The sequence below is a fragment of the Rhizobium sp. G21 genome, from assembly GCF_014158035.1.
Lineage (GTDB): Bacteria > Pseudomonadota > Alphaproteobacteria > Rhizobiales > Rhizobiaceae > Rhizobium_E.
In genome coordinates this window covers 2,028,322-2,042,855 of the sequence record NZ_JACFXW010000001.1, presented here as the reverse complement: position 1 = coordinate 2,042,855, position 14,534 = coordinate 2,028,322, and the positions used below count along the sequence as shown (strand labels likewise).

General features: G+C 64.2%; 14 protein-coding genes and 1 pseudogene. 5 read left to right on the top strand and 10 right to left on the bottom strand.

The genetic code is table 11. The features are described from left to right. The first annotated feature begins 88 nt into the window (after positions 1-88). The 3 genes from H2O14_RS10385 to H2O14_RS10375 all read left to right on the top strand — a co-directional run bounded on the left by H2O14_RS10385 (position 89) and on the right by H2O14_RS10375 (position 2,178). Positions 89-535 (top strand): pseudoazurin, encoded by a 447-nt coding sequence (locus tag H2O14_RS10385; protein ID WP_182827591.1) that lies wholly within the window; start codon positions 89-91, stop codon positions 533-535. A 126-nt stretch (positions 536-661) separates the two neighbouring features. Continuing rightward, positions 662-1,027 (top strand): YbaN family protein, encoded by a 366-nt coding sequence (locus H2O14_RS10380; RefSeq protein ID WP_182827590.1) that lies wholly within the window; start codon positions 662-664, stop codon positions 1,025-1,027. A gap of 299 nt (positions 1,028-1,326) precedes the next feature. After that, positions 1,327-2,178: an Ldh family oxidoreductase gene (locus tag H2O14_RS10375; RefSeq protein ID WP_182827589.1), complete on the top strand. Its 852-nt coding sequence runs from the start codon at positions 1,327-1,329 to the stop codon at positions 2,176-2,178. A gap of 4 nt (positions 2,179-2,182) precedes the next feature. Here H2O14_RS10375 and H2O14_RS10370 read toward each other — a convergent pair whose 3' ends face one another. The 4 genes from H2O14_RS10370 to H2O14_RS10355 form a co-directional block, all read right to left on the bottom strand. Then, a complete protein-coding gene (locus H2O14_RS10370) occupies positions 2,183-2,377 on the bottom strand; it encodes a hypothetical protein (protein ID WP_182827588.1) in 195 nt (64 codons plus the stop codon). Between the two features lie 237 nt (positions 2,378-2,614). Further along, positions 2,615-3,076: an RrF2 family transcriptional regulator gene (locus H2O14_RS10365; RefSeq protein ID WP_182827587.1), complete on the bottom strand. Its 462-nt coding sequence runs from the start codon at positions 3,074-3,076 to the stop codon at positions 2,615-2,617. A gap of 138 nt (positions 3,077-3,214) precedes the next feature. Then, positions 3,215-3,403 carry a hypothetical protein gene (locus H2O14_RS10360; protein ID WP_182827586.1) on the bottom strand — a complete coding sequence of 63 codons (189 nt, stop codon included), beginning with the start codon at positions 3,401-3,403 and terminating at the stop codon, positions 3,215-3,217. A 357-nt stretch (positions 3,404-3,760) separates the two neighbouring features. Beyond that, positions 3,761-4,948: an acyl-CoA dehydrogenase gene (locus tag H2O14_RS10355; protein ID WP_182827585.1), complete on the bottom strand. Its 1,188-nt coding sequence runs from the start codon at positions 4,946-4,948 to the stop codon at positions 3,761-3,763. A gap of 96 nt (positions 4,949-5,044) precedes the next feature. On the opposite strand from H2O14_RS10355, the gene H2O14_RS10350 reads away from it, so the two are divergent. Then, positions 5,045-5,959 carry a LysR family transcriptional regulator gene (locus H2O14_RS10350; RefSeq protein ID WP_182827584.1) on the top strand — a complete coding sequence of 305 codons (915 nt, stop codon included), beginning with the start codon at positions 5,045-5,047 and terminating at the stop codon, positions 5,957-5,959. A 30-nt stretch (positions 5,960-5,989) separates the two neighbouring features. Further along, positions 5,990-6,757 carry a trans-aconitate 2-methyltransferase gene (tam, locus tag H2O14_RS10345; RefSeq protein ID WP_182827583.1) on the top strand — a complete coding sequence of 256 codons (768 nt, stop codon included), beginning with the start codon at positions 5,990-5,992 and terminating at the stop codon, positions 6,755-6,757. Between the two features lie 4 nt (positions 6,758-6,761). On the opposite strand, the gene bcsN is transcribed toward tam, so the two are convergent. From bcsN to bcsA, 6 genes and pseudogenes are all read right to left on the bottom strand, one after another. Then, complete coding sequence (gene bcsN, locus H2O14_RS10340) at positions 6,762-7,736, bottom strand: cellulose biosynthesis protein BcsN (protein WP_182827582.1); 975 nt, start codon at positions 7,734-7,736, stop codon at positions 6,762-6,764. After that, positions 7,736-8,788, bottom strand: a complete 1,053-nt coding sequence (locus tag H2O14_RS10335; RefSeq protein ID WP_182827581.1) for a tetratricopeptide repeat protein — start codon at positions 8,786-8,788, stop codon at positions 7,736-7,738. The genes bcsN and H2O14_RS10335 overlap by 1 nt, the downstream gene beginning before the upstream one ends. Before the next feature lie 20 nt (positions 8,789-8,808). After that, a complete protein-coding gene (locus H2O14_RS10330) occupies positions 8,809-9,915 on the bottom strand; it encodes a hypothetical protein (protein ID WP_182827580.1) in 1,107 nt (368 codons plus the stop codon). Next, on the bottom strand, positions 9,912-11,429 hold the full coding sequence (locus tag H2O14_RS10325) for a cellulose biosynthesis cyclic di-GMP-binding regulatory protein BcsB (RefSeq protein WP_409526950.1): 1,518 nt from the start codon (positions 11,427-11,429) through the stop codon (positions 9,912-9,914). The genes H2O14_RS10330 and H2O14_RS10325 overlap by 4 nt, the downstream gene beginning before the upstream one ends. Positions 11,430-11,432: 3 nt before the next feature. Then, positions 11,433-11,951: pseudogene (locus H2O14_RS28445) on the bottom strand (cellulose biosynthesis cyclic di-GMP-binding regulatory protein BcsB); the annotation flags it as partial. A gap of 177 nt (positions 11,952-12,128) precedes the next feature. Further along, positions 12,129-14,393: a UDP-forming cellulose synthase catalytic subunit gene (gene bcsA / locus H2O14_RS10320; RefSeq protein ID WP_182827578.1), complete on the bottom strand. Its 2,265-nt coding sequence runs from the start codon at positions 14,391-14,393 to the stop codon at positions 12,129-12,131. Positions 14,394-14,534: the final 141 nt, after the last annotated feature.

Sequence of the window (14,534 nt, the reverse complement as noted above, 5' to 3'; positions counted from 1 at the left end):
CCGCCGGCGGCCCTTTGCGCCATGTCAAGGCGCAGCCTGGTTCTCCTGCATAGTCAGTGCCTTGACAATCTGCTGAAAGGAACTGGAAATGCATGCATTCGTCAAAGCCGCCGCCGGCGCGGCCATGTTCGCCGCTTTGATGGCGGGCTCCGCTCTCGCCGCCGATGTCGAGGTCCATATGCTCAACAAGGGCAAGGACGGCGCCATGGTGTTCGAGCCCGGCTTCGTGAAAGTCGCGCCCGGCGACAGCATCACCTTCGTACCGACCGACAAGAGCCACAATGCCGAGAGCATCAAGGACATGATCCCGGTCGGAGCCGAACCGTTCAAGGGCAAGACCAACCAGCCCATCACGGTGACCTTCACCGCACCCGGCGCCTATGCCGTCAAATGCATGCCGCATGTCGGGATGGGCATGGTGGCTTTGGTGGTCGTCGGCGATGCGCCCGCCAATCTCGACGCCATCAAGACCGCCAAGCTGCCGAAGAAGGCCCGCGAGCGTCTCGACGCCGAGATCGCCGCCGCCGGCCTGTGAATTTTTCTCCGGCGGCGGCGCGCCGCCGTCGCCTCGCCCAGATTGATCCGCATGATTGCCTCCGCCGTAGCAAAACGGCGGAGTTCGGCGTAAAAGGCCGTTCGCGATTCTCGAGAGATGCGGCGCATGCGGATCATACTCATCATTGTCGGCTGGCTGTGCGTTGCTCTCGGCGTCATCGGCATTTTCTTGCCGTTGCTGCCGACCACGCCGTTTATCCTCCTGGCGGCCTGGCTCTTTGCGCGGGCGTCGCCGCGTTTCGAACGCTGGCTGTATGAGCATCGCGTCTTCGGACCGCCTTTGCATGCCTGGCGGGACAACCGGTCCATTCCCCGCCGCGCCAAGGTGCTGGCCATCGGCATGATGGCGGTGAGTTTCGCGAGCCTTCTCCTGCTAATACATCCGCCGCTCTGGGTGTCGCTGGTCGTGGGCGGCATATTGTCAGCCTCCGCGGTCTTCGTCGCGACACGCAATGAAGGTCGTATCGGCTGACTTATGGCATCCGGCAGCCGCAATCGGCCGTTTGCCTGCCGATCCGGCGCATTGATTCGCGTCGAGGGCTTGAAGCAGAGCGCCCCGCCCGTTATCGCCTTCATGACTTCGGACGTCTGACAGGAGAGCGATATGAGCGGCGTGGTGAAATTGAGCGTGGACAAGGCGTCCGACCTGATCTTCGACGCGCTGATCGGCGCGGGCGTGGCGGCCCGCAATGCGCGCTACTTTACCGACGCGATCCTGGAGACGGAACTGTCTGGTCTCGAAGGACACGGAATGGACTGGTTGCCGACCTATTGCGCCCATGTCGAAAGCGGCAGGTCGACGGCGCCGCCAATCCGGCCGTCAAGCGCATGTCGCTCGTGTCTTTCCGCGTCGACGCCAAGAACGGTTTCGCCCATCCGGCCATCGAGAAGGGCTTCTCCCATCTCGTGCCGGCGGCGCAGGAATATGGCGTGGCGGCCATGGCCGTGCACAATTCCTACAATGCGGCCACGCTCGGCTTCCACACCGGCTATCTCGCCCAGCAGGGGCTGGTGGCGCTCGGCTTCGCCAATTCGCCGGCGGTGATGGCGCCGGTCGGCGGCCGCAATCCGGTGATCGGCACCAATCCTTTCTCCTTCGCCGCGCCCGGTCGCAAGGGGCGCGTCGCCTTCCTCGTCGACATGGCGTCGTCGGCCTCGTCCTGGACGGCCGTGAAGCGGGCGGCGGAAAAGGGCGAGGCCCTGCCGGCCGGCGTCGCCTACGAACGCGGCGGCCAGCCGACCACCGACGCCAAGGCGGCGCTCGACGGCATGCTCGCGCCGTTCGGCGGGCCCAAGGGGTTTGCGCTCGGTCTCGTGGTGGAAGCCATGTCGGCGGCGCTCGCCGGCGCCAATCGGGGCGTGGAAATGGGGTCGATGTCCGACGACGACGGATTGCCGGTCGGCTCCGGCCAGTTCTTCATCGCGCTCGAGCCGAAAATGTTTTCCGGCGGTCTGTTCGAAAAGCAGATCGAACGCCTGATCGCCTCGATCACCTCACAGCCTGAAGCCCGCATGCCCAACGACCGCCGCGCCGCCAATCTCAAGCGCGGTTTGAAGAACGGCCTGACGATCGACAAAGCGCTTTACGACCGCATCAAGGCCTATACCGAACGCAACATCTGACGTTTCAGAAGAAGCGATAGGCGTAGTGGAACAGGGGCGACGGCTCCTGGTCGTCTTCGTCGAGAGACGGTCCGGTGGTCTCACGCCGGGCCGGTCGGGCATCCCTGTCGTCGCCGGATTTGGTCGTTCTGACGGCTTTGTGTTCCGATTCCTGTTTGGGAATGAAGAAACCCAGTGTGAAGCCATTCATGCTGATCATTGCCGATCTCCTAACGGATGATGAACAAAGCCATAATGCCGCCATATTTCTTGCTGTAAAGCGCAAATCTTGCGGTCGCTGTCGAACAGCCCGCGCCGTGAGGCGCACGCAGGTCGCCGAACCCTTGGCGGAACGCGACTAACTCCCCGAAAAACAACACCAAAAAGGCCGCCTCGCCCCGGGGCGAAACGGCCTTCGAATTCTACTGTGCGTCAAGGCGATGTCAGATCGACGCGATCAGGACGCCTCTTTTTCCAACATCAGACCGCTGTCGGACTCGGCGTAATCGCCCGATACGAGCCGCTCCAGCGTCATCGTGTCGAGGATCTCGGCGACGGCGTCGCGCACTTCGGTCATCGATTTGCGCACCAGGCACGAGGCCGGATCGGGACAATCGTCGCAGGATTCGAACGCCGTGCGGCTGGCGCAACGGATCGGGGCGAGCGGACCGTCGATGACGCGGATGGCGTGGCCGACACGGATCTCCGCGGCCGGGCGCGACAGCGAATAGCCGCCGGTCGGCCCCTTCTTGGAACGGACGATGCCGGCATTGCGCAATTCCAGCAGGATCGTGTCCAGAAACTTTTTCGGAATATTGTTGGCCAGTGCGATCTCGCCGCTGAACAAGGTTTCGCCCGGAGGCAGTTTCGCCAAGGCGATCAGCGCCTTCAGCCCGTATTTTCCCTTATTCGTCAGCATACCGCACCAATCCAACCACGAACGCCGCCTTCATAGAGCGGCGCTCGCCGTCTATGAAGGCCTCATAGCCTAAATAAGGCGCCCCAAGTTGTTTTTATATGAAATCCTCTGAAAAAATCTGCTTCTTCACGACAATTCTCAGGCCGCGCTGCGTCTTTGCCGCATGGCGAGTTGCGAAAGCGCGAACTTCATCGCCGAAAGCGACGGAAACACCTGCCCGTCCGCATCCATCGCGTGATATTTGACTGCGAGAAATCTCAGCGATTCCCCGTCCCGAATGGCGATCCCGACCGGCTCTCCGGCCAGCTCGACAACCTGCTTCTGCATGATCCGTCTCCATACCCCGGGCCACAACGTGGCTTCGCCCGGCTTGTTCCTGTGTTGAATGTCATCATTTCAGAACATTCCACGCATTCGACAGGAGAGGGTGACAACGAGGTGAGAGTGTAAGCCTTCGCTATCTTTCCGTGGCATGGCTTCATCCTTTCCCGTTCCGCTCCGGACCACCCGAAGACAGGGAGAGAATAACATAAACGGATAAATACACAAATTTAGTAGATTTCAAAAAGTCAACCTTGAGAGGATCGTTCGTCTAAAATCGGCGCGCGCCGAAAAAATTGCCTCGCCTGAAACGGAAATGGCGGCCGCGCGGGCCGCCATGGAGTGCCGGATTTGAAAGCCGGATCAGAAAAACGCCTGAATGCCCGTCTGCGCCCGTCCCAGGATCAGCGCATGGACGTCATGCGTGCCTTCATAAGTGTTCACCGTTTCGAGATTCTGGGCGTGGCGCATCACGTGATATTCGATCTGGATGCCGTTGCCGCCATGCATGTCGCGGGCCTGGCGGGCGATGTCGAGCGCCTTGCCGCAATTGTTGCGCTTGACGATCGAGATCATCTCGGGCGCGAACTTGTGCTCGTCCATCAGCCGGCCGACCCGCAGCGAGGCCTGCAGACCCAACGCGATTTCGGTCTGCATGTCGGCGAGCTTCTTCTGGAACAGCTGCGTGCCGGCGAGCGGCTTGCCGAACTGGTGACGATCGAGGCCGTATTGGCGGGCGCGCAGCCAGCAATCCTCGGCGGCGCCCATCACGCCCCAGGAAATGCCGTAGCGGGCGCGGTTGAGGCAGCCGAACGGGCCCTTGAGGCCGGACACATTCGGCAGCAGCGCGTCTTCGCCGACTTCGACGCCGTCCATGACGATTTCGCCGGTGACCGAGGCGCGCAGCGACAGTTTGCCGCCGATCTTGGGGGCGGAGAGGCCCTTCATGCCCTTTTCGAGGATGAAGCCGCGGATCTGGCCGTCATGCGCCTCCGATTTCGCCCAGACCACGAAGACATCGGCGATCGGCGCATTGGAGATCCACATTTTCGCGCCGCGCAGGCGGTAGCCGCCGTCGATCTTTTCGGCGCGGGTCTTCATGCCGCCGGGGTCGGAGCCGGCGTCCGGCTCGGTCAGGCCGAAGCAGCCGATCAGGTCGCCGGAGACCAGGCCGGGCAGATATTTGTCCTTCTGCTCCTCCGAGCCATAGGCGTAGATCGGATAGATCACCAGTGACGACTGTACGCTCATCATCGAGCGATAGCCGGAATCGATGCGTTCGACTTCGCGCGCCACCAATCCATAGGCCACATAGGAAGCTTCAGCCGCGCCGTATTTCTCCGGCAGCGTCACGCCGAGCAGGCCGGCCTGGCCCATCAGCTTGAACAGGCCGGCGTCGGTCTTCTCGTCGAGATAGGCCTCGCTGACGCGCGGCAGCAATTCCGCCTCGGCGAAGGCTTTGGCGCTGTCGCGGATCATCCGCTCTTCGTCGGACAGCTGGTCGTCGAGAAGGAAAGGATCTTCCCAGTTGAAGGCGGACTTGTCGCTCATCTCTCACTCCTGAAGAATTTTGTCCGATCCTGCCTTTCGGATACTTCGACGACAAGCCATATTTACTCCGGCGGATATCAGCTTTAGGAATAGCCGATGTCCATGACCCAACGCCGCCTCCTTCCCTCCACCGCCGCGCTCGCCGCCTTCGATTGCGTGGCGCGGCTCGGCAGCTTTTCGGCGGCCGCCGATGAATTGTCGCTGACCCAGGGGGCGATCAGCCGCCAGATCGCCATTCTCGAGGAGCAACTGGGCGTCCGGCTCTTTCACCGCAACGGCCGCGGCGTGGTGCTCACCGAAACCGGCAAGACCTATGCCGAGGGCGTGGCCGAGGTTGTGCGCAAGATCAGGCTTCTGTCGCTGGAAGCCATGTCGAACTCGGCCGGAAACCGGCTCAGCCTCGCCATTCTGCCCACCTTTGGCACCCGCTGGCTGATGCCGCGCATCCCCGATTTCGTCGCGAAAAACCCCAAGATCATCATCAATTTCGCCACCCGCATCCGCCGCTTCGATTTCGACGCCGAGGAGATCGACGCCGCCATCCATATCGGTCAGCCGGATTGGCCGGGGGCCGATTGCCAGTTCCTGATGCATGAGGATGTGATCCCCATTGCGAGTCCGGATTTTCTCGCCCGCAATCCGGTGGTCAGGCCTGAGGATATGATCAACCTTCCGCGCGTGGAGATGGCTTCGCGGCCCGGCGCCTGGGAGCACTGGTTCGGCAGTCTCGGCGTCGATCTCAAATCCAGCGGCGGCATGCGGTTCGAGCAGTTTTCCAATGTCGCCCAGGCCTGCATCGCCGGCCTCGGCGTGGCGTTGATGCCGGTGTTTCTCATCGAGGCGGAGTTGAGGAGCGGTCAGCTGATTACGGCCTATGATCACCGTGTCCGCAGCCAGAGCGCCTATTATCTGGTGCGGCCGCTCGCCAAAGTCTCATATCCGCCGGTCAAGGCCTTTTCGGATTGGCTGATCGGCCAGGTCCGGACCTTCGAGGCCGAGCGGCAACATTAGAGCCGGCGGTCGCCGGCAGAGGAGGTTCCCATGGCCTGGTCGGCTGAGCGCTATCTGGCATTCGAGGATGAACGCACCAGGCCCGCCCGTGAACTGCTGGCGCGCGTTCCCGAGATCGGCGACGCCTCTATCTTCGATCTCGGCTGCGGCCCGGGCAATTCCACAGAACTGCTGATCGACCGTTTTGGCAAAAGCCGCGTCTGCGGTCTCGACAGCGATGATGATATGCTCGCATCCGCCCAGCGCCGGCTGCCGGACACGCCGTTCCTCAAGGCCGATCTTGCCGACTGGCGTCCCAGCGCGCCCGCCGGCCTGTTCTTCGCCAATGCGGTGTTTCAATGGCTTCCCGATCATCCAGCGCTTTTCGAACGATTGTTGGACGATCTCGTCCCCGGCGGCGCGCTGGCCGTGCAAATGCCCGACAATCTCGACGAGCCGAGCCATCGGATGATGGAGGAGAGCGCCGAGGCCGGTCGCTGGCGCAGCCATTTCATCGAAAGTGTCCGTCGCAAGCCGCTGCCTTCGGCCGAGAGCTATTACGATCGTCTGGCGCCCAAATCGATCCGGATCGACGTCTGGCGCACCACCTATTATCACGTGATGACGGGCCCGGAGGCGATCGTCGACTGGGTGCGTGCCACCGGTCTCCGGCCCTATCTCGACAGGGTTCCGGAGGACATGCGGGCGGATTTCCTCGCCGACTATACGGCGCGCATCGCCCGCGCCTATCTGGCGCGAAAGGATGGCCGGGTGCTGCTCGCCTTTCCCCGGCTGTTCATCGTCGCGATCAGAACGTGAAACCTCATTCGGGTAGGGGAACCATGATGGCGGGGGTGGAGGGCAACTCCGCCGCCGCTGGCTTCGGCTTTACGGTCGCGCTCGCGCCCTCTTCGGGAAGCGGCACCAGCGCCGCCGCCTGGGTAACGGGTCCCGGCTGTTCGTCGCTCGGAAGCGTCACGACGGCGTCCTCGGCGTCCTGCCGCCAATCGTCGCTTGCCTGCGCCTCGACCTTCATCTTGCGCGATAGCGGCTTCGACACGGCCACGGGCTCGGCCGCCGCAGCCGGCGCGATGATCGCCGGCTGCGGAGCGATCGCCGCATTGACGCCGCTACCCGCTGCATAGCGCAGCATGTCGATCGTCGCGCCGCTGATCGGCCGCATCGTCAGCCCGTCCATCAGCAGGCGTATCTGGGCCTCGTTCAGCGCCGGGTCGCAATAGCGCAGCCGGATCTGAGCGGCGATGCGGTCGTCGGTCAGGCCGGCGAAACCGGTTTTGTCACTGGCGTTGACGCTTTTGATCCGCTGCCAGGCATAGAGGCAGGCGCCGCCGCCGGGCAGAGCCGCAGTCGCATAGCCGTACCCGCCGTTGATATTGGCGCCGAGCGTCGCCCCCATCCGCGCCGAGACGCTGGCCGGCAGCATGGCGCGCATCTCGCGACGGACGTCGGCAGTGCTCGGCGGCTGCAGGAGTGAGTTTTCTTTCGGCGGTCCCGCCATCACCGTCAGCAGGTTCTCGCCCGAAAGCGCCGTGCGGTTGGCGTAGACGATCTCCTGTCGGAAGCGATCGCCATCCAGCGACTGCCGCACGAGGAGGGCAGGGCCTGCGAGCTGCGGCAATTGCGCGGCGGCGAATTGCGGCGCGACGGTGGAGACAGAGGATTGCGGCTTGGCCGACACCGCTTGCGTGGTCAGATAAGGATCCGGCCCGGAGGTGGAGCAACCCGTCAGCGCAGCGAACGCTGCGATCACGACAACATGATGAAAACGCACGGCCATCAGCGCCCTCCCACAGTTCCGCCGGTGGTGGCGGCAAGACCCCGCCTGACACCGCCGTCATCGACATAGTCGGCCAGCGTCTCGAAGATCGCCTTGGCTTCGGCCTTGTTGCCGAGATTGTAATGCGCCCAGGCGCGCATCTGCGTCATGTCGACCGGCTCGGGCGCCAGCCGGATGCGTTCGTTGAGCGCATCGAGCGACTGGCGGTAATCCTTGCGGTCGAAAGCGGCGCGCGCCATCTGCCAGAAGATCTCCAGCCGGATTTCCTTGTCGCGGGCGGCGCCCAGCGGATAGAGCGAGATCACCGATTGCGCCTCGCTGGTCATCTGGTTGCGCAACAGCGCGAGCGTCAGGCCGTAGGCCGCGTCGCTCTGCGTCTTGCCGCCGCCTGCAAGCGCGGCGCTGAACGCGGCCTGCGCTTCGGAATTGCGCTTCAGGCCCATCATGCACCAGCCTTTGACCAGTTGGTCGCCGGGCCGGAGCCCTTGCGACGCCTCGCGCGATGCGATCGCCGCCACGCAGTCGCCATAGCGTTTCTGCCCCAGAAGCGCGTCGAAGCCGCTGGCAGCCACGACACGCCCGCCGCGCCTCGGCTGCGTCCCCGCGGGCTGCTCCCGTCGGGGAGAGGCCTCGATGAAATCGGGTTCGCGCGTCTCGGTTTTCGTCTCGACCGCGCCCACCTGCATTCGGTCGATCACCGGTCTCGCCGCTGCGCGCCGCGCGCCCTTCTTGGCGAGATGCACGTCGTCCCAGATGGTCGGATAGGTCTTTCCATAGGCTTTATAGAGCGCCACCAGCGCTGCGCGATCGCCCAGCTGCCCTTCTGAAAGCGCGAGACCCTTCAGCCGCGCTTCATTCGGCTCCCAGGCGAAAGCCTTGTCGAACCAGGCGCGGGCGGCGGGAAACTGGCCGCTGTTATAGGCGTACCAGGCGAGGATTTCGGCATGCGGCCCGCTCTTGGCCGCCAGGATCGCTTCGGCATAAGCGGCCACCGCTTCGGGCTTGACGCTGTCGGCATGCGGCCCGGAGATCCGCGCCGCCAGAGCATTCATCAGGAACACCGGATCGGCGATCAGGGCATCCTTGTAAATGACGGCGAGTTCGTACGCCTCCTCTGGTCGCGCGCCTGTCCCATCAGCGCCAGATAGAGGCCCTTGGCGTGATCGACGGTCGGCTCGACCTCGATGGCGCGGCGGAACCAGGCGCCGGCATTGGCGGGCTCCTTGATCTTCAGATAATACCAGCCGAGCAGCGAGAAATCGGCCGGCGCCTTGCCTTCCGTCGCCGCGGCGGACAGTGCGTCGATATCGGCCTTGGCCAGAGGCTCGGTCTTCGACTTGTCTGTATTGAACTCCGCCACCGCCTTGCGGGTGAGATCCGTGGCGACGCCGGCGAGGCCGGCGCTGATCACCGGATCGGCGGCGAACACCGCCATCACGCCGCGCACATCCTCGGAGGTGAAGTCGCGGGTGGATTTCTTGATGGTGGCGATGAGGGCCGCCTTGGGGATCTGATGGGCGGGATCGCGGAACATCAGCGCGCGGTAAAAGCGCGCCAGCCGCTCGCGATCGCCGAGCGCCGAATAGGCGTCGATCATGTCCCAGACCAGATCGACCTCTTTCTCCGTCGCCGGATCGATCGTCGCGCCGGCGGCGGCCGCGCTCTGCCAGTTGCGCGACTTCACGGCTGTTGTTACGGCGAAGCGCATCTTCTTGCGCGCCAGTTTGGCCTGGAAATCCGCGCTTGGCTTCCATTCCGGGCGCTCCGCAGCAAGCCGCGCGAGTTCCGCATCGACGCCGGCGAAGTCGTCCTTGCCATAGAGCGTCCAGAGCTTGCTCTCGTCCACCGGCTTGGCCGCCGGCTGGTAGAGGTCGGAGGGCATCTCGAAGCCGGGATATTTATATTGCAGCCGGGCGAACTCGGCCTTCAGCCGCGCCTCTTCCTTGCTGCGGGCGTAATAATAGAGCGCCGCCAGTTCGATGGCGTCGGGGCCGGCGACGGCCTTCTCGGACACGGTCACGGGTTGGGTGATAACCGCTGGCTGGGCCATCTTCGGCGTCGTCGCCACAGGGGCGGCGGCCGGCGCGGGCGTCAGGAGCGGGCTGGCGGGATCGGCGGCGCGGGCCGTGCCCGTCAGGCAAACAGCGCAGACGCTTGCGAACAGGATGGACCGGGTCATGCGTCGCTCCTCGCGCCCTTGCGTTGGACGACGAAACCCAGCCAGGCGGCGAAGACGCCGATCAGCGCGATCACCAGTCCGACATAGATCTTGAAATTGTCCGACAGCCAGGCCGCGGCGATGCGGCGATAGTTGCCGACGCTCTGCTCTGTCACGTCGCTGAAACGGGGCGAGGGACCAGTGAGGGCGGCGAGCGTCGTCGCATCGGCCGAAATGGCGGCGGAGCCGCCCGACAGTTGCGGCCAGATCTCCGAACTCGCCAGCCTCTGGACGCCGAATGCGAGGTCTTCCGGCGTGTTGGCGCGGATTTCCGTCGTCGCGCCGTCGCCGGCGGAGGCCGTCTGCGCAACGGTCACCAGCGCATTTCCGAGATCGGGCGCGCCCGCCGTCTCAGATTGATAGTTCAGCCAGCGCTTGAAGCGGGCGCCGAGCCTGTCCGCCATCGCGCCGAAGCGGCTCGACCAGGAGAGTTCGGTGTCCGCATCGCTTGCCGATTGCCGGAAGGCGGCGATGAGCTGGTCCTCGCCGCCGGTGGACGTGACGTCGATCGCGCCGGTTTCCTCGAAGCTCACCGACGTGGGAGCCGCGCTCTCTGCTGCGGCGTTTTGCTCCCGGGCATCGCCCGAACCGATCAGCACCAGCGCGTCGCCGGCGACTTCGCCGGTCGGCTTGCCGATCCTGAAATCGGCGTTGACGGGCGCTTGCGCCGATTGAGCGAGCCGCGCCAAAAGCGTCAGCGCGGCGCCCGCCGTCTCCGGCGTCGCCTGATCGAGATAGACTGGGAAGGGCTTGCCGTCGCCATAGGGATAGGCGACGCCCGCCATGGCGCCGAGATCGGGCAGGCGGGTCACGCGGGCGAGCTCGGGCACGCCGATGCTGGTCTTGTCGAGCAGAATATAGCGCGGCTTGTCTTCGTCGCGCGCGTCGGGCGCGCAGGTCCGGTCCGAGGCGCGCGGCAATTCCGCCAGCATTTCCACCCTGTTGACGCCGGGCCGGAAGGCGCGCAGCGGCAGTTCGATCAGCTTCTCGTCGAAGTTCTGGCCGTCCGTGTCGCGGAACGGGAAGGCGTTGACGACGACGTCGTTGACCCGCACCAGCATCTGCGATTGCGGCTCGAGCCCGGGCGCGGTCGCCGCGCTCAGCTTCAGCGCCACGGAGCCGTAATCGGCGGGATAGAAATCGGCCGGCATGGTCATGTCGAAGCGCGTCCGCATCATCCGGCCGGCGAAGGTCTCGCTGCGGAAACCCATGTCCTTGAGCGTCGCGGTCTTGCCCGCGTCGAGCCTGATCTCGCCGAAGCGCTTGCGGGCGTTGAGGTCGCGCAGGCCCGCCATCATCTCCTTCTTCACCGTGGCGACCAGCAGATCGTGAAGGCCGTCGACGTTGGGCGCACGGAAAGTCAGCGCGATACGGCCCGGCTCTCCGCCCGGCGCGACGCTGACGCCCGCGTCGCCCGAGATCATCAGATAGAGGTCGATCCCCGGACCCCGGCCCGGACGATCCGACAGGCTCACGGCGAGATCCGGCCGCCCCAGATAGAGGCCGACCGCCTGCGCCACGCTCGACGCGGCGTTCAGAAGTCCGGCGTCGGTCTTGGCGGCGGTCACCACGCGCAGGTCCGTCGCGCCGTTTTCGAGCCGTCCCGCCTTGGCGAGATCGGCGAATGTCGTGACGATGCCGGCGTTGGACGACCTGAAGCCGCTCCGCGCCGGATTGACGTCGGTCCACAATTCGTAGGTGGCCGAGAGCGCGCAATCGACGCGGTGATGCTGCCGCGCCTTGACACGCACGACATTGTAGCCGGCGCGCAGCTGACCCGGCGCGGCCTTGAAGCTCCGGGCGGTGAAGTCGAAGGGAGAGGCGATCTTGAACTCGCCCGCCGCCTTGCCGTTGATCTCGACGCTGGCGAGCCCGGTGTCCGGCAGCACCGACACGGCGTTCTTGTAGGAGAGCACGATCTCGCCGCCGGCCTGCGCCTCGGCTTTGCTGGCCCAGAATGTGAATTCCGCCGTGTCGCTCTCGCCGCTCAGGCGAAAGCGCGTCGAAGCCTCGAGGAAGGGGTCAGGCCGTTTCCGGTTGCGATCGTCGCAGACTGTGTGGCGGGGGCGATGCTCACGCCCGCGCTATTCTGCGGCAGGAGCGGGTTGTCGGCAGCCAATCCCTGTGCGGATGCGACGCAGGCGAGGAGGGCGGCGCCGAGGAGGGTCGTCGACTTACGCACGGGCGCCTCCCGCGGCTCTGGTCAGTTCGGCTTCGATCTCCACCGGCGTCATCTTCACGCTGGCGGGCTTGATCTGGATGGGCGCGTCGGGTTCGGACGTCACCGCGCTCTCGCCGATCCAGCCGAGCGAATAGCGCAGCGCCCGGAATGTTTCCGAGAAGGTCCAGGCGGCGAATTTCACGGTGCCGGCGAAGAAGCCCAGCCGCACCTGTCGCCGGTTCAGCCGGTCCTGCAGCACGGCCTGTTTCGAATACATGAGGTCGGCGATGACGGCGAAGGTCGACGGCGTCCGTTCGCGATAGGCGAAACCCCAGGCGGTCGGCGCGTCCGGGGAGCGCCTGACGCCGCGCAGCACCATGTCGGCCGAAATCGCCTCGCCGCCGCGTCTCAGCTCCAATTGGCCCGCGAGCTGGCCGATCTCGGCGGTCTTGGGCTCGCCGTCGAGAAATTCCACCGCCACGCCGCCGCTCGAGGCGTCGCGCACGATCACCGAATGCAGCGTCTCGCCGATCCGCATCAGCGCATGCCGCTTGACGGGCAGGCGCTGGTTGCGCCGGAGTTCGCGCCGTTCGGCCACCACGCCGAGCGCTGCGCCCGCCAGCGCCAGATTGATCAGGTTCCAGCCGGCCACGATCATCAGGAGATCGCCTGAGAGCGGCTCGGTCATATAGCGGAAGCCGGAATAGAGCGCGGCGACCAGCAGGATGAAGAAGATCGCGAAATAGGGCTTGGCGATCGGGCTCATGCCGGATTTGTCGAGCGTCTGGCCCTTGGCGGTCACGTTGAAGGTCGGCTTGCGCGGATTGCGCACCACCGAGACGATCGAGCCGAACAGCATCACCGACTGCACATATTCATAAAGCTCGGACACCCAGGGCCAGCGCACGCGGCCATAGAGATAGCTCTGCAGCGCATAGGAGGCGACCAGATAGGTGAGCGCGTAAGAGGCGAATTCGGTGATGTTGGACTGGAACACTTCCAGCGAGAAGAAGATGTAGAGCAACGGCGAGAACATGAAGGCCAGCCGCGACAGCGGAAACAGCCAGAACAGGTTGATGCCGGCATAGCAGATGCGCTGCTGCATCTTCAGTCCCTTGGCGAGGAAGGGACGGTTGAGGATGAGGATCTGCAGCATGCCCTGGCACCAGCGCGCCCGCTGTCCGATGAAGGACACGAAGGTTTCCGGCTGCAGGCCGGCGATCAGCGGCTTGTCGACATAGATCGAATGCCAGCCTTGGGAATGCAGCGCCAGCGCCGTCTCGCAATCCTCGGTGATCGATTGGCCGGCAAAACCATTGGTGGTCTCGAGCGCCTTGCGCGACAGCACGGCCGCCGAGCCGCAGAAGAAGGACGAATCCCACTTGTCCAGCCCACGCTGCATGATCGAATAGAACATTTCGTTCTCCGACGGCATGCGGGCGAAAGTCTGCAGGTTTTTCTCGAGCGGATCGGGATTGAGGAAATAGTGCGGCGTCTGGACGAGGAACAGCTTTTCCGTCTCGCGGAAGAAGCCCACGGTTTCCTTGAGAAAATCCCTGACTGGCGCATGGTCGGCGTCGAACACCACCACGAGTTCGCCGTTTGAGATCTTCAGGCCTTCGTTCAGGTTGCCGGCCTTGGCGTGACTGTTTTCCTTGCGGGCATGATAGATCACGCCCATGGCGTCGCACAGCGCCCTGAGTTGCTCGTGACGATGGATGGCGGCCAGCGCCTTGCGGGGATCGCGGTCGTTGCGCTTGGCGTCCGTGCCGCCGTCGTCGAGCAGATAGATCTTGAGCTTGTTCTTGGGATAGGCCATCGCCTTGGCGGCGGCGAGCGTGACCGCGAGCAGTTCGGCGTCCTCGTTGTAGCTCGGCACGAAGACGTCGACGGTCGGCAGGTCCTCGATCTTGGGCAGGCTCGGCGATTGCCGCTTCAGCGGATCGGCCAGCATGAACAGCGACACGAACAGCATCGCGAGGCAATACATTTCGGCGAGATAGAGCAGGAAGCCCGGTATGAAGTTCCAGGGTTCGTAGATGCTCGGCAGGGTTTCCACGGTGCGCCAGTAACCGTAGCGCAACGCCAGAAGACCGACGAAACCGAAGGACATCATGCGGAAGATCTTGTTGTCCGGACGGCTCATGGTGAAGAACATGCAACCGAGAGCGCCGAAGCTCAGCACCAGCTGCGCCTGCAGGCTGATCGGCAAAAACAGCAGCGCAAGCCCTGCTGTGCCGGCTACAATTCCCATAATCGAGAAAAACACGCGCGCCATAAGCTCTCCATGCCCCATCACCCAAAGGCCTTCATGGCCCATTCCGAGACAGGATGATCCTATGTCGCCAAAAGCTGCCCAAAAGGTAAATCGGCTGGAAAGGTTCATCGGAGACGGCTAAAACAAGACGAAGTGGTAAAG

What these genes read in the sequence shown, in the direction of transcription:
- H2O14_RS10385 (WP_182827591.1), top strand. Translation starts at nt 89, where the DNA reads ATGCATGCATTCGTCAAAGCCGCCGCCGGCGCGGCCATGTTCGCCGCT.
- H2O14_RS10380 (WP_182827590.1), top strand. Translation starts at nt 662, where the DNA reads ATGCGGATCATACTCATCATTGTCGGCTGGCTGTGCGTTGCTCTCGGC.
- H2O14_RS10370 (WP_182827588.1), bottom strand. Translation starts at nt 2,377, where the DNA reads ATGATCAGCATGAATGGCTTCACACTGGGTTTCTTCATTCCCAAACAG.
- H2O14_RS10365 (WP_182827587.1), bottom strand. Translation starts at nt 3,076, where the DNA reads ATGCTGACGAATAAGGGAAAATACGGGCTGAAGGCGCTGATCGCCTTG.
- H2O14_RS10360 (WP_182827586.1), bottom strand. Translation starts at nt 3,403, where the DNA reads ATGCAGAAGCAGGTTGTCGAGCTGGCCGGAGAGCCGGTCGGGATCGCC.
- H2O14_RS10355 (WP_182827585.1), bottom strand. Translation starts at nt 4,948, where the DNA reads ATGAGCGACAAGTCCGCCTTCAACTGGGAAGATCCTTTCCTTCTCGAC.
- H2O14_RS10350 (WP_182827584.1), top strand. Translation starts at nt 5,045, where the DNA reads ATGTCCATGACCCAACGCCGCCTCCTTCCCTCCACCGCCGCGCTCGCC.
- tam (WP_182827583.1), top strand. Translation starts at nt 5,990, where the DNA reads ATGGCCTGGTCGGCTGAGCGCTATCTGGCATTCGAGGATGAACGCACC.
- bcsN (WP_182827582.1), bottom strand. Translation starts at nt 7,736, where the DNA reads ATGGCCGTGCGTTTTCATCATGTTGTCGTGATCGCAGCGTTCGCTGCG.
- H2O14_RS10335 (WP_182827581.1), bottom strand. Translation starts at nt 8,788, where the DNA reads ATGAATGCTCTGGCGGCGCGGATCTCCGGGCCGCATGCCGACAGCGTC.
- H2O14_RS10330 (WP_182827580.1), bottom strand. Translation starts at nt 9,915, where the DNA reads ATGACCCGGTCCATCCTGTTCGCAAGCGTCTGCGCTGTTTGCCTGACG.
- bcsA (WP_182827578.1), bottom strand. Translation starts at nt 14,393, where the DNA reads ATGGCGCGCGTGTTTTTCTCGATTATGGGAATTGTAGCCGGCACAGCA.